Annotated in this window: 12 protein-coding genes; 9 read left to right on the forward strand and 3 right to left on the reverse strand. The window is 60.1% G+C overall.

The features are described 5' to 3' along the window. Positions 1-34 precede the first annotated feature (34 nt). Entirely contained in the window at positions 35-1,612 is a 1,578-nt protein-coding gene (locus J3364_RS10385) for a methyl-accepting chemotaxis protein (protein ID WP_349558288.1), read from the reverse strand. Positions 1,613-1,903: 291 nt separating this feature from the next. Then, the gene (locus J3364_RS10390) at positions 1,904-2,413 is read right to left on the reverse strand and encodes a MarR family winged helix-turn-helix transcriptional regulator (RefSeq protein ID WP_123635335.1); all 510 of its coding nucleotides are present in this window, start codon (positions 2,411-2,413) and stop codon (positions 1,904-1,906) included. 548 nt (positions 2,414-2,961) lie between these two features. Here J3364_RS10390 and J3364_RS10395 point away from each other — a divergent pair. The 6 genes from J3364_RS10395 to J3364_RS10420 all read left to right on the forward strand — a co-directional run bounded on the left by J3364_RS10395 (position 2,962) and on the right by J3364_RS10420 (position 9,062). Beyond that, positions 2,962-3,855, forward strand: a complete 894-nt coding sequence (locus J3364_RS10395; RefSeq protein WP_349558350.1) for a TPR end-of-group domain-containing protein — start codon at positions 2,962-2,964, stop codon at positions 3,853-3,855. A gap of 201 nt (positions 3,856-4,056) precedes the next feature. Next, positions 4,057-5,169, forward strand: a complete 1,113-nt coding sequence (locus J3364_RS10400) for a branched-chain amino acid ABC transporter substrate-binding protein (RefSeq protein WP_203143139.1) — start codon at positions 4,057-4,059, stop codon at positions 5,167-5,169. A 211-nt stretch (positions 5,170-5,380) separates the two neighbouring features. Beyond that, positions 5,381-6,310 carry a high-affinity branched-chain amino acid ABC transporter permease LivH gene (gene livH / locus J3364_RS10405; protein ID WP_123635333.1) on the forward strand — a complete coding sequence of 310 codons (930 nt, stop codon included), beginning with the start codon at positions 5,381-5,383 and terminating at the stop codon, positions 6,308-6,310. Next, positions 6,310-7,602 carry a high-affinity branched-chain amino acid ABC transporter permease LivM gene (locus J3364_RS10410; protein WP_349558289.1) on the forward strand — a complete coding sequence of 431 codons (1,293 nt, stop codon included), beginning with the start codon at positions 6,310-6,312 and terminating at the stop codon, positions 7,600-7,602. The genes livH and J3364_RS10410 overlap by 1 nt, the downstream gene beginning before the upstream one ends. Then, a complete protein-coding gene (livG, locus tag J3364_RS10415; protein WP_123635331.1) occupies positions 7,595-8,350 on the forward strand; it encodes a high-affinity branched-chain amino acid ABC transporter ATP-binding protein LivG in 756 nt (251 codons plus the stop codon). The genes J3364_RS10410 and livG overlap by 8 nt, the downstream gene beginning before the upstream one ends. A gap of 10 nt (positions 8,351-8,360) precedes the next feature. Further along, positions 8,361-9,062: an ABC transporter ATP-binding protein gene (locus J3364_RS10420; protein WP_123635330.1), complete on the forward strand. Its 702-nt coding sequence runs from the start codon at positions 8,361-8,363 to the stop codon at positions 9,060-9,062. A 69-nt stretch (positions 9,063-9,131) separates the two neighbouring features. Here the strand turns inward: J3364_RS10420 and J3364_RS10425 are convergent, their stop codons facing one another. Next, positions 9,132-9,560: a hypothetical protein gene (locus J3364_RS10425; RefSeq protein ID WP_123635329.1), complete on the reverse strand. Its 429-nt coding sequence runs from the start codon at positions 9,558-9,560 to the stop codon at positions 9,132-9,134. Positions 9,561-9,872: 312 nt separating this feature from the next. Here J3364_RS10425 and J3364_RS10430 point away from each other — a divergent pair, with 312 nt between their 5' ends. The 3 genes from J3364_RS10430 (at position 9,873) to J3364_RS10440 (ending at position 13,157) form a co-directional block, all read left to right on the forward strand. Further along, a complete protein-coding gene (locus tag J3364_RS10430; RefSeq protein ID WP_349558290.1) occupies positions 9,873-10,334 on the forward strand; it encodes a DUF3015 domain-containing protein in 462 nt (153 codons plus the stop codon). Positions 10,335-10,422: 88 nt separating this feature from the next. Further along, positions 10,423-12,303: an Lnb N-terminal periplasmic domain-containing protein gene (locus J3364_RS10435; protein ID WP_349558291.1), complete on the forward strand. Its 1,881-nt coding sequence runs from the start codon at positions 10,423-10,425 to the stop codon at positions 12,301-12,303. After that, positions 12,273-13,157, forward strand: coding sequence for an alpha/beta hydrolase (locus tag J3364_RS10440; protein ID WP_349558292.1), 885 nt, complete (start codon positions 12,273-12,275; stop codon positions 13,155-13,157). Before J3364_RS10435 ends, J3364_RS10440 begins: the two co-directional genes overlap by 31 nt. Positions 13,158-13,249 lie beyond the last annotated feature (92 nt).

Raw genomic sequence — 13,249 nt, forward strand, 5'->3', positions numbered from 1 at the left:
ACCGCTCAGGATGCCCTCCCTTTGTCGCGCCGGTTTACCGCCGACCGATAAACCGGGCCACCAGATCCCGCAGGCCATCGGAGAAACGCATCAGCTCCTCGCTGACCTTGTCGGCGGTTTCCGCGCGATCAGTGCTGCTGTCCGCCAGCTCTGCGATATTGACCACCTGCCGATTGATCTCCTCGGACACCTGGCTCTGTTGTTCGACGGCAGCCGACATCTGCAGGAAGCGATCGGTAATCCGGCTGATCGCGTCGACAATTTCATTCAGGGCCCGTTCGGATTCGCGCACCTTGTCCAGGCCGGAGCCGGCCACGACCTCACCATCTCGCGCGGTGCTCACGGCGGTATCAACCTGGTGGCGGAAATCCTCGATCACACTGTGAATCTGCGACGTGCTTTCCCGGGTGCGGGCCGCCAGCGAGCGCACCTCATCCGCGACCACCGCAAAACCGCGCCCCTGCTCACCGGCCCGGGCCGCCTCGATCGCGGCATTCAAGGCCAGCAGATTGGTCTGTTCCGCGATGTCGGAGATCAGCTTGGCCGCCTGGCCAATGCTCTCTGTGGACTGCCCCAGCGTTTCCACCGCATTGCCGACTTCGTGGACCCGCTCAACCAGTACCTCAATTGCTTTCAGGGCCTGGCGCGACAGGTCCATACCCTGGGAGGCATGTTCGTTGGCCGCCTCCGCTTCCTTCGCATTGCGACCGACGTTCTCCGCCACTTCCTGAATCGACGCGGTCATCTCGTTGATCGCCGATGCGGTCTGGTCGGTCTCCGCCCGCTGCTTGGCAATGTAGCCGGCGCCTTCATTGATGGCCTTGTGACTGGTCGAGGCGTGACTTGCCAGGATTCCGGCCTGATCCTCAATCCGCGCCAGCGCCGTGCGCAGGCGCGCTTCTTCGCTGATCAGCAACATGGCCAACTCACCGAAGCGGCCACGCTGGCCCGTGTAGGTCATGGCAATGAGCGGATCGGCAAACGCGTCCTTACGCAGGTCCACGAGGCCGCTGATTCGATGCTCGATCAACCCTCTCAGCGAGAACCCGGCCACCAGGTGGGACAGCACAATGATGACGGTCGCAACGGCCGGCGATGCCCACTGCACCGCAATCACGCTGGCCACCAGCGAGCTCAGCACCGGCAGGCTGACCATAACGCTGTTACGCATGTTGCCGCGTTTGACCAGTCCGGCGCCGGTCTTGCCGGCGTTGAGCCTCCGGTAGAGTTCTTCCGCCCGGCGTTTCTGGTCTTCGCTCGGCGCGGTCCGCACGGACTCGTAGCCCACGATCTGGCCACCTTCACGAACCGGCGTGACGTAAGCGCTGACCCAGTAGTGGTCGCCGTTCTTGCATCGGTTCTTCACAACACCCATCCAGGCCTTGCCAGCCTTGAGCGTGTCCCACATGTGCTTGAACACCGACTGCGGCATATCCGGATGCCGGATAATGTTGTGGGCCTGCCCCACAAGCTCATCACGGGAGAAACCGCTGATAGTCACGAATTCGTCGTTGCAGTAAGTGATCACCCCCTTGAGATTGGTGGTGGTGATCAGGCGGCCGTCCTCCGCCATTCGAACTTCGCGCTGGGTAACGGGAAGGTTACGTCTCATAGACTGTTTCAATCCTTGTTGTTTGCCACTCGACACGCTTCCTTCGGTGCCTCTGTAGCAACTATAGACCCTAATATGGAATATCCAGGCTTCCGGGGCACGCGCATAAAATCACGACACCTGTCCAGCCATTCCTGATCCAGGTCAAGAAACGCCGTAACCGTATGTAACGATTACAAAACAGCACAGGCAGGGACCAACGGGATACAAGCATTCCCGGCCGCAGGTATCGGCCAGGTGCGCTGAAAATTTAGGGAGGGAAATGCATAAAAATGTGAAAGATGACCGACTTCAGCCCGCAGATTGCTTCTTACGACCCTTCCAGCCATCTTCACGATTGATCGGCCCAACATCCAGGACCGGCGAAGCGTCAATACTGTCGGCATCCATCATACTGGCGACGCGCTGCAGGGAGGCGACAATCATGCTCTGCTCCCATTCGTGCAGGCTCTGGAATTTCTGGATGAAGTCTTCCTGAAGCGGCTGAGGCGCTTGGGCGAGCAATTCGGCGCCGTCTTCCGTCAGGTGCGCATGGACCTTGCGCTTGTCCGTAGTGCTGCGCACCCGGTAGACCAGCTTGCGGTGTTCCAGCCGATCCAGGATGGTGGTCACGGTCGCCTGACTCAGGCTGACCTTGTCGGCGATGGTGCCAATGGTCACCTGCCCAAGGTCGCGGATGGTCCGCATGATCAGCAACTGCGGCGCCGTCAGGCCAGCATGCTTACTGAGGCGTTTCGAGTGAAGATCGGTGGCCCGGATCACCCGACGAAGAGCGACAAGCACCTGCTCATAGTTATTCATGACTGTATCCCACGCTACCGGCTCGGCGAGCTCGCGATTATAGTGCGCTATCTTTTTTGAGTACAAAACTTTGCTGTCAGACATCACTACAAATAGCTTGTTGGACGCCGGCTGTGCAGACGGATACGGAAATCGTTTGACGCCTTCCCGGGGTGGACGGACATTACGGACTGCCCGAGGCCCCCTGTGGCGGTCTACACTGTCCTGAAGTTGTCCGCATTGCGGACGCGGCGCACAGGATTTAACAGGACCAATATTTATAACTCTAACTATTCATTCGTTTAAAGTCTAATCAGTCTTGCGCAGCACCCTTTGCCCGAGTCGCGCCACTGAGGCACTATGCTGTGGCCTGGGTCCGGGTGTGTCTCCTGGTTCGACAGAGAGAGCCCGTGCAAAACTTTATGCTTCAAAACAAACACAGGACGGTCATGACGACGCTGATTTCCCGCTTTTCTGCCCTGCGCGCCTCCCGCGCATTCCACTGGCTGGCCCCCGCCCTGACCGGGTTGTGGCTGACGATGGCTGCGGCCTCAATACACGCCCAGGACATGGAGACGCCGGATACCGATACGACCGCCGCGGCCCAGACCGGCGAGCCGACGAAGGTCACGGCAGATGACGTCGAAGAGCGCATCGACCACCTGAAAGAACCAATGTACAACCCCTTCATCGAGCGCTACCTGCTGGATCAGGTGAAAGACCTGCGGACCGAAATCCAGAGCACTCGCGCCGAGCTGATCGAAAAAGTGGTGGACAAGGAACTGACCGTCGCCGACAAAACCATGTCCTACGCCACCGACACGGTGACCTACTTCTTCTACCTGATCGCCGGGGCCACCTCTATTCTCGTCGTTATCGGCTGGAATTCCATCCGGGATATGCGCAACCAGCTGGCCAGCGTGGCGGAGAAACGTGTGAATGAACTGGTGGTGGAATACGAGAAGCGGCTCAAGTTCATCGAGGAACAGCTGCAGCAGAAATCCGACATCATCAACCGCAACCAGGAAGAGATCGAACGCACCAACGAAGTGCACTCCCTCTGGCTCAAGGCCAGCCAGGAAACCTCGCAGCAGAACAAGATCGCCGTCTATGACCAGATCCTCGACCTGCGACCGGACGATGTGGAGGCGCTCAGCTATAAAGCCGACGCCGTGCTGGAACTGAACGAGCCGCTGTGGGCGATCAGCCTCTGCCTGCGCGCCCTGAAGCTGGCGCCGGACAACGGCCACCCCCACTATCAGCTGGCCTGCGCCTACGCTGAGATTGGCCGCTGGGAAGACGCCATCAAGAGCCTGGGCAGCGCCATCGAGATTTCCGAAGCCTACCGGGACGACGCGTCGGTGGACCCCAGCTTCGCCCGGCTCAAGGATTTCGAACAGTTCAAGCAGCTGATCAACCCGGAAGAGATCGAGGATCCCGACGCAACGCCCCCCTCCGCCTGATACTGGCACGATCCCTGCCTGTTTAACGCACATCGCGCCCCGGACCCGACCGATGAATTCATCATCATTCACCGGGGCGCTTTCTTGACAACGTTCAACGTGTGGTGTTTGTTAGTCTCATCGCTACGCGCGCAGAGGCTCGGCGTGGCTGTAAAAACACCAAAAATGTTCTCAGTGATCTTTAAGGCAGGACAAACCAAAATGAAAACCAAACTGAACAAGCTTGTAGTCGGGGTAGGCGCTTCGCTGGCAGTGATGGCCGCAGGGACCGCGAATGCGGACATCAAGATCGGTATCGCAGGCCCGATGACCGGCCCGGTAGCCCAGTACGGCGACATGCAGTTCTCTGGCGCGCGCATGGCCATCGAGCAGATCAACGCCAACGGCGGCGTGATGGGTGAAAAACTCGTTGCCGTCGAACAGGACGACGTGTGTGACCCGAAGCAGGCGGTCACGGTCGCTAACAACATGGTCAACGACGGTGTTCGTTTCGTCGTGGGCCACCTGTGCTCCAGCTCCACCCAGCCGGCCTCCGACATCTACGAGGACGAAGGCGTCCTGATGATTACCCCGGCGTCCACCAGCCCGGCCATCACCGATCGCGGCTATGAACTGGTCTTCCGCACCATCGGCCTGGACAGCATGCAGGGCCCGGTTGCCGGCAACTACATCGCCAGCCTGAAACCCCAGCGCGTGGCGGTTATCCACGACAAGCAGCAGTATGGTGAAGGCATCGCCAGCGCTGTGAAGTCCACCCTGGAAGACGACGGCATCAACGTGGTGATGTACGAAGGCATCACCGCCGGCCAGAAGGACTTCTCTTCCCTGGTCACCAAGCTGAAGCAGGCCAACGTAGACTTCGTCTACTACGGCGGCTACCACCCGGAGCTGGGTCTGATCCTGCGTCAGGCGCAACAGGCTGGCCTGGACGCCCAGTTCATGGGTCCGGAAGGCGTGGGTAACAAGGACATCAACACCATCGCCGGCGACGCAGCCGAAGGCCTGCTGGTCACCCTGCCGCCCAGCTTCGACCAGAAAGCCGAGAACCAGAAGCTGGTCAAAGCGTTCCAGGACAAGGGTGAAGACCCGTCTGGTCCGTTCGTGCTGACCTCCTACGCCGCAGTTCAGCTGATTGCCGACGGCATCGAGAAAGCCGATTCCAAGGATCCGTATGAAGTGGCTGCCGCCCTGCGCGAAGGCACCTTCGACACGCCGATCGGCGAAGTTCAGTACGACCAGTCCGGCGATCTGAAGTCATTCGACTTCGTTGTCTACAAATGGCATTCAGATGGCAGCAAAACTCCGGTAAAATAATCACCGTTAAAAATCGGTAATGGACGATGAAGAAGGGAACGGCCCATAGCCACGCCCTTCTGAGGACACCTTCCCCTCACGAGGGGGAAGGTGTTTTTTTGGAACCCCGGCAAGCATTCATGGATGTAAAGCGTTTGAGCACTGTGCCACAAGCAGCTTTCTGTCCGTGTGATCGCCAGCCGGGGTTTTTCTTTATCGGAGTTTTCCCACAATGCACGACGTAATGTACTTTCTCCAGCAGCTGATCAACGGGCTGACGGTGGGAAGCGCGTATGCCCTGATCGCCATCGGTTACACGATGGTGTACGGCATCATCGGCATGATCAACTTTGCCCACGGTGAGATTTACATGATCGGCGCCTATGTCTCGCTGATCGTGATCACCGGCCTGGCCGTGACCAGCCCTGCCTGGATCCCGCTGGTCCTGCTGGTCGCCCTGATCTGTGCCATCATCGTTTCCAGCTCCATGGGCTGGGCGGTGGAGCGCATCGCCTATCGCCCTGTCCGCGGACAACACCGCCTGATTCCGCTGATCTCCGCCATCGGCATGTCCATCTTCCTGCAGAACTACGTTCACCTGGCTCAGGGCTCGCGCAACATCGGCTTTCCGCTGCTGATCGAGGGCGGCATTTCTCTGGGTGGCGGCGAAGACGGCACCTTCCAGGCCAACCTGTCGTACATGCAGCTGACGATCTTCATCGTCACGCTGATCTGTATGACCGGTCTGTCCCTGTTCATTTCCCGCTCCAAAACCGGTCGCGCCTGTCGCGCCGTGTCCCAGGATCTCAAGATGTCGAGCCTGCTGGGCATCGACACCAACCGTATCATCACCGCGACCTTCGTGATCGGCGCCTCCCTGGCGGCTGTCGCGGGGCTGCTGCTGGGCATGTATTACGGTTCGATCGATCCACTGTTCGGTTTCATTGCCGGCCTCAAGGCTTTCACCGCAGCGGTTCTGGGCGGTATCGGCAGCATTCCGGGCGCCATGCTGGGCGGCCTGGTGCTGGGGGTCGCCGAGAGTTTCACGTCGGGCTACCTGAGCAGTGAGTACAAGGACGTGGTCTCGTTCGGCCTGCTGATCCTGATCCTCCTGTTCCGGCCCACCGGCCTGCTCGGCAAACCGGAAGTGGAGAAGATTTGATGATTGCACAGAATTTCCGGCATGCGCTGTTCTGCGCATTCATAACACTGGTTATTTCCTACCCCATCCTGGGGCTGAACCTGGAAGCCCAGGGCATCAGCATCAAGCTGACCGGCGCCGAAACTCAGACTTATGTGGGTATCTCCCTGGCCGTGCTGATCGTGTTCCTGTTCCAGCTTTTCCGTCCGGCGATCCTGGGTGGACTGGGTCGCGTGAAGGCCCTCAACCCGCTGGTGGACCGCCAGCCGATGCCGCAGGAAAAACGCATCAGGTTTGAACGCGTCGCCCTGGTCCTGATCGTGCTGGGCGCCATGTTCTGGCCGTTCATCGCCTCGCGGGGTGCAGTCGACCTGGCCACACTGGTCCTGATCTACATCATCCTGGGCCTCGGCCTGAACGTGGTGGTGGGCCTGGCCGGCCTGCTGGACCTGGGCTACGTGGCCTTCTATGCGGTCGGTGCCTACACCTTCGGCCTGCTGTCCCAGTATTACGGCTTCTCCTTCTGGATGTCCCTGCCGATCGGTGCCGTGCTGGCCGCCGCATTCGGCTTCGTGCTCGGCTTCCCGGTCCTGCGACTGCGGGGCGACTACCTGGCCATCGTGACGCTCGGGTTTGGTGAAATCATCCGCATCCTGCTGAATAACCTGACCGACCTGACCAACGGCCCGGACGGCATCGGCGGCATCCCGGACCCGACCCTGTTCGGCATGGAATTTGGTCGCCGGGTTAAAGTCGAGGGCAACACCTCGTTCCACGAAGTGTTCAACATTCCCTACGACAGCACCCACAAGGTGATCTTCCTCTACCTGATCACCCTGATCCTGGCGGTGTTCACTCTGTTCATCATCCGCCGCCTGATCCGCATGCCGGTCGGGCGCTCCTGGGAAGCCCTGCGGGAAGATGAAATCGCAGCCCGTTCGCTGGGTCTGAGCCGGACCGCGGTCAAGCTGTCCGCCTTCACCATCGGCGCCTTCTTCGCCGGGTTCGCCGGCACCATCTTCGCGTCCAAGCAGGGCTTTATCAGCCCCGAGTCGTTCGTGTTCCTGGAGTCGGCTATCGTGCTGGCCATCGTGGTGCTGGGCGGTATGGGCTCGCAGTTGGGGGTTATCCTGGCAGCGATTGCCGTCACCATCCTGCCGGAGCTGGCCCGTGAATTCTCGGAATACCGGATGCTGGTGTTCGGTGCCGCCATGGTGCTGATGATGGTCTGGCGTCCACAAGGGCTGCTGCCCATGACCCGGGTCCACATCAACCTCAAGAAACAGGAAGCGGGAGTGACTGACCATGCTTGAAGTACGCGACCTGTCGATGCGTTTCGGCGGCCTGCTGGCCGTCGATCAGGTGTCCCTGGATGTGGGCGAGCGAGAGATCGTGTCCATCATCGGTCCCAACGGCGCCGGTAAGACCACGGTGTTCAACTGCATCAGCGGTTTCTATCGACCAACCGGCGGCAAGATCACGTTCAAGGGCCGCCCGATCCAGGGCAAGCCGGATTACAAGATCTCCCGCATGGGCATGGTGCGGACGTTCCAGCACGTCCGTCTGTTCAGCAAGATGACGGTGGTGGAAAACCTGCTTGTGGCCCAGCATCGTCACCTGAACACCAACCTCTTCTCCGGTCTGGTCAAGACACCGGACTACCGCAAGCGCGAGGAGAAGTCCCTGGAGCGGGCCGCTTACTGGCTGGAGCGTGTGGGCCTTATGGAGATGGCCAACCGCGACGCCGGCAACCTGGCCTACGGTCAGCAGCGCCGCCTGGAAATTGCCCGCTGCATGGTGACCGAGCCAAACGTGCTGATGCTCGACGAGCCGGCCGCTGGTCTCAACCCGAACGAAACCCGGGAGCTCAACGAGCTGATTGTCAGCCTCAAGGAGGACTATTGCGTCTCCGTGCTGCTGATCGAGCACGACATGAGCCTGGTCATGGGCATTTCCGATCGCATCAACGTCATCAACCAGGGGCGCCCCCTGGCCAGTGGTACGCCGGAGGAAATCCGGTCCAATGACGATGTGATCAAAGCCTACCTGGGCGAGGAGTAAGGGAGACACCATGCTGGTACTTGAAAATATCCATACCCATTACGGCAAGATCGAGGCGCTGCACGGCGTCTCTGTCGAGATCCAGAAGGGCGAGATCGTCTCTCTGATCGGCGCCAACGGCGCGGGCAAAACAACGCTGCTGATGACCGTGTGCGGGGATCCCCAGGCCAGTTCCGGCCGGGTCCTTTTCAAGGGCGAAGACATCACCCATAAGCCGACGGCCCAGATCATGCGCTCCGGCATCGCCATTGTGCCGGAAGGGCGCCGGGTCTTTCCCGGCCTGACGGTCGAGGAAAACCTGCACATGGGCGGGTTCTTCACCTCCAAGCAGGAGATCCGCAAGAGCCAGGACCACGTGTTCGAGCTTTTCCCGCGCCTGAAGGAACGTCGCAACCAGCGCGCCGGCACCATGTCCGGCGGTGAGCAGCAGATGCTGGCGATTGGCCGGGCCTTGATGACCAAGCCGGAGATGATCATTCTCGATGAGCCGTCACTGGGTCTGGCGCCGCTGATCATCAAGCAGATCTTCGAGATCATCAGCACCCTGCGCGACGACGGCATCACCGTCTTCCTGGTCGAGCAGAACGCCAAGCAGGCGCTGAAGCTCGCCGACCGGGGCTATGTGCTGGAGACCGGACGCATCCGCCTCGAAGACAGCGGGGCCAACCTGCTGGCCAACGAGGATGTGCAAAAGGCCTACCTCGGCGGCTGACACCCTCCGAACAGGCACAAAAAAGCCGGGCAATGCCCGGCTTTTTATTGAGCGGAAGACGCGAGAGACTCAGTCAACGCTCTTGATGGTGCCCTTGTACCCTTCTACGGTCACGTCGATGGTGCCGTAAACCAGGTAGTCCTGCTTCTTGACGGTGTAGCGCGGAGCCACAATCACGTCAGCACCTGAGGACTTGATGGCGTTGTAGGCCGCAGCGGCCTTGACCGGTGCTACCGCATCCAGGACGGACAGCGCAGAGCCGCCACCCTGACCATACGCCACGCCATCGGCGTACTCGTTGTCACCACCGACGGTGAAGAACAGGATCTTGGTCGCGTGGGACTTGCCGGTGATTTTCTCACCCACATCGATATCGGCCTTGATATCGGTGCTTACCGTACCCGCCAGCGGTACCGGAGTGGAGCTGACGTTCATGGAGCTACAGCCGCTCAGGGCGCCGGCCAGCAACAGGCTGGATGCAATCAGTGCTTTTTTCACAACTACTCTCTCCGTGTGACATAAATGAGCCGTCTTGGCGGGGCGCACTATAATTAAGTGACAGGCATATTACAAATAATAAGTTAAAAAATATTTTATATAGCAAAAAAGAATATATGTTACCGCCGTGTTCATTTTTTTACTCCTATTATCAGTCAATTGTGGCCGATTTAATCATTACGCCGCAGATCTGAACTATACTCGGAGCAACGGTCAGGTACGCCGCGACATGCAACGCGGAAATAGCAGAAACGTCAGGGCCGTTAGTCAATGTTTTCAGATCGATGACATAACACGACAAGGAGTTGGACAATGAAAAAACTGATCGCAGGTGCCATGCTTCTGGGTGCATCCAGTCTTGCCTTTGCACAGCCGGGTTGTGGCGTTGGCGCCATGATCTGGAAGGGCCAGTCCGGTATTGCCCCCCACGTACTGGCCGCCACGACCAACGGAACGCTGGGTAACCAGACCTTCGGGATGACCACCGGTACCCTGGGCTGTAATACCAACGAGTCGATCCAGTCCATGGCCATGTATATGGACAGCAACGTCGACAAGGTCGCGCGTGACATGTCTCGCGGCGAAGGCGAGAACCTGGACACCCTGGCGGTACTCCTGAACATCGACAAGGCGGATCGTCCTGAATTCCGCAAGCTGATGCAGGACAACTTCGCCACCATCTTCCCGTCCTCAGACACCACCTCTGACCAGGCCGTTTCTGCCATTGTTGCCCTGATGGAATCCCATAAGGGACTGAGCAAGTACGTCGCCTAACGAGAACAGGCGCCACGGACGGTAACCGGCACCAGGGACGGTGCCTCAACCGGCTTCGGCCAACCTACCCAGAACCATCCGAGATGACATGCAACGACGTCTGATGTCGGGGCGCACTCCCCGTTTGCTGGCCGCCATTTGCACACTGCTGTGTTTGTCCAACGCCGAGGCTTCCGAACCACTGGAGCAACTGGCGCATGATCCCGTCTGGCTGAACCTGGGGCATTACCGGCCCGACCTGCTCGGCGGCTATACCTCGCAAGCCGATGACGATGCCTTTTTCCTGAGCGCCGAAGGAAAGGATTCACCGCTGGCCGAACTGAAGGCGACACTCACCGCCATCCAGGCTCCCGGCACCGGCGATGATCACGCCCGCTGCCGCTTTCCTGCCCGGGACCAGTGGCTGCGCACGCGGCTCGATATGCCCGCACCGCCCGCCGACTGCCCGGCCTATGAAACCTGGCGCGATGAATTGAACACCAAGACCGTCACACTGGTCTTTGCAGCCTCCTACCTGAACAGTCCATCGTCCATGTTCGGGCATACCTTCCTGCGACTGGATCCGGCCGACACGCGCGATCGCGATGCGGACCTGCTGCTGGCCAGTACGGTTTCCTATGCGGCCGATGCCTCGGCTCACGACAGCGAGATCATGTTCGCCTATCGGGGGATTTTTGGCGGCTACCCGGGTATTACCTCGGTCAAGCCCTATTACGAGAAGATCAAACTCTACTCGGATATCGAAAACCGCGACCTGTGGGAATACCGGCTGAACCTCACCCCGGAAGAAACCGACCGGCTGCTGGCCCACGCCTGGGAAATCCGGGACAAGAACTTCGACTACTACTTCTTCGACGAGAATTGCGCCTATCGGCTGCTGGCGCTGATCGACGTGGCTCGCCCCGGCACGCAGCTCTTGGACGAAGTGAACACTCACGCCATCCCGTCAGACACGGTCCGCTGGGTGGTGGATCATGACCTGGTGGCTTCGGTGAACTACCGACCGTCCTCGGCCACCGTCGTTGCGCATTACCTTGAGCAGCTCTCACCGGAGGAGCGAGATCTCGCCGCCGACCTCGCCGAGGGATCCCGCACAGTGGACAGCCCGGAGGTTCAGGCCCTGCCGGATGAAGATCGGGCGCACGTGCTCGACGCCACCTACGATTACGTCCGCTACGAAGCCCATGAGGAAGAGTGGCCCCGCGACAGGGCAGCTCCCCTGTCCTACGACCTGCTCAAGGCACGCAGCCAAATCGACGATGCCGAACCGCTGAAACAGCCGCCGGAGCCAGCGGTGCGCGACGACCAGGGCCACGACACTTTTCTCGCCAGCGTCGCCGGCGGTCGCCAGGGCGACCGCAACTTCGTCCAGATGACCCTGCGCCCGGCCTATCACGACGTCCTCGATCCGCCCGAAGGCTATCGTCAGGGCGCCCAGCTGCAGTTCCTGCGTCTCGATACCCGCTATTACACGGATAAAGATGAGCTGCAGCTGGAGAAGCTGATCGGCGTGGAAATCCGCTCCCTGTCCGTGCGCGACCGCTTTTTCACCCCCCTGTCCTGGCAGGTGGGCTTCGGTGCCCGGCGGACCGACATCGAATCCGGCAACCGCGTGCTCACCCCTTACCTCGACGGCGGGGCGGGTTTCGGTTGGGCCACGTCCGATCAGAGCCAGATCTACGCCATGGGGACCGGCGACCTGGAAATCGACGACGACCTGGACAAGGGCTATGACCTGGCGCCCGGGGCCGATCTGGGATGGCTGTACCAAGGGCATCGGGTCAGCGTGACGGGAGGCGTCAAAAGCAAGGCCTGGCTGATTGGCGACGGCGACCGGGAAGACATCGCCTACGCCAGTCTCGGCTGGCACCTGGAACGCAATATCGGCTTGAGCGCCGGCTGGGAACGAAAACACCATTTCGAAAGGTATGACACCACATGGCAGATCGGATTCAACGCCTACTTCTGAGTCTTTGCCTGTCGTTATCGCTGCTGTCGCTGGGCGGTTGTTCGAGTCTGTTCTTCTATCCGGACAGCACGATCTATATCACGCCAGACCGGCTCAACCTGGACTACCGGGACGTCTACGTGGACACCGTCGACGGGGAACGCCTTCACGGCTGGTGGCTGCCAGCCGAGGGTGAGGACCACGGCACCGTGTACTACCTGCACGGCAACGCCCAGAATATGAGCAGCCACATCCTGAATGTGGCGTGGTTACCCAAGGAAGGATACAACGTGTTCATGATCGACTACCGGGGTTTTGGCGAGTCGACCGGCGATCCGGACATCGAGGGCGCCCTGGCGGACACCGAAGCCGGCTTTCGCTGGCTGGTCCGGCAGCCGGACACCGGCCCCTACTACCTGCTTGGCCAGAGCCTGGGCGGCGGATTGGGATTGATGCTGGCGGCCGAGTGGACCCAACGCCAGGAGCAACCGCCACTCACCGCCGTCGTGCTGGACAGCACCTTCGCCGGCTTTCGTGCCATCACCCGGGAAAAACTGGACAGTTTCTGGCTCACCTGGCCGCTCCAGATCCCGCTGAGCTGGACCATCCCGGACGACTACGAAGGCGTCGACCACATCGCCGAGATCAGCCCGGTGCCGTTGCTGGTGATTCACAGCATTCGTGATGGGATCATTCCCTTCCACAATGGCACGACCCTGTACACAGCCGCCAAACAGCCCAAACAGTTCCTGCAGACGGACACGCCCCATGCGTCGACGTTTGTGATTCCGGCGTATCGGGATGCGGTTGAAAGCTTCCTGAAAGAAGCGGCGGCGGGGGAGATTGCAGTGAGCTCGAAGGACTCAGGTCAATAACCCGGCGCTCGATACAGACACATGGGCACCTGACGGCGCCTCAGAAGCTAAACATCTGCTACAAATCCGAAAATGCTGTGGACGCTTCGGGG

It is taken from the genome of Marinobacter sp. NFXS9, assembly GCF_040148665.1.
Classification (GTDB): Bacteria; Pseudomonadota; Gammaproteobacteria; order Pseudomonadales; family Oleiphilaceae; genus Marinobacter_A; species Marinobacter_A mangrovi.

What these genes read in the sequence shown, in the direction of transcription:
- J3364_RS10410 (WP_349558289.1), top strand. Translation starts at nt 6,310, where the DNA reads ATGATTGCACAGAATTTCCGGCATGCGCTGTTCTGCGCATTCATAACA.
- J3364_RS10385 (WP_349558288.1), bottom strand. Translation starts at nt 1,612, where the DNA reads ATGAGACGTAACCTTCCCGTTACCCAGCGCGAAGTTCGAATGGCGGAG.
- J3364_RS10390 (WP_123635335.1), bottom strand. Translation starts at nt 2,413, where the DNA reads ATGAATAACTATGAGCAGGTGCTTGTCGCTCTTCGTCGGGTGATCCGG.
- J3364_RS10395 (WP_349558350.1), top strand. Translation starts at nt 2,962, where the DNA reads ATGGAGACGCCGGATACCGATACGACCGCCGCGGCCCAGACCGGCGAG.
- livH (WP_123635333.1), top strand. Translation starts at nt 5,381, where the DNA reads ATGCACGACGTAATGTACTTTCTCCAGCAGCTGATCAACGGGCTGACG.
- livG (WP_123635331.1), top strand. Translation starts at nt 7,595, where the DNA reads ATGCTTGAAGTACGCGACCTGTCGATGCGTTTCGGCGGCCTGCTGGCC.
- J3364_RS10430 (WP_349558290.1), top strand. Translation starts at nt 9,873, where the DNA reads ATGAAAAAACTGATCGCAGGTGCCATGCTTCTGGGTGCATCCAGTCTT.
- J3364_RS10435 (WP_349558291.1), top strand. Translation starts at nt 10,423, where the DNA reads ATGCAACGACGTCTGATGTCGGGGCGCACTCCCCGTTTGCTGGCCGCC.
- J3364_RS10400 (WP_203143139.1), top strand. Translation starts at nt 4,057, where the DNA reads ATGAAAACCAAACTGAACAAGCTTGTAGTCGGGGTAGGCGCTTCGCTG.
- J3364_RS10420 (WP_123635330.1), top strand. Translation starts at nt 8,361, where the DNA reads ATGCTGGTACTTGAAAATATCCATACCCATTACGGCAAGATCGAGGCG.
- J3364_RS10440 (WP_349558292.1), top strand. Translation starts at nt 12,273, where the DNA reads ATGGCAGATCGGATTCAACGCCTACTTCTGAGTCTTTGCCTGTCGTTA.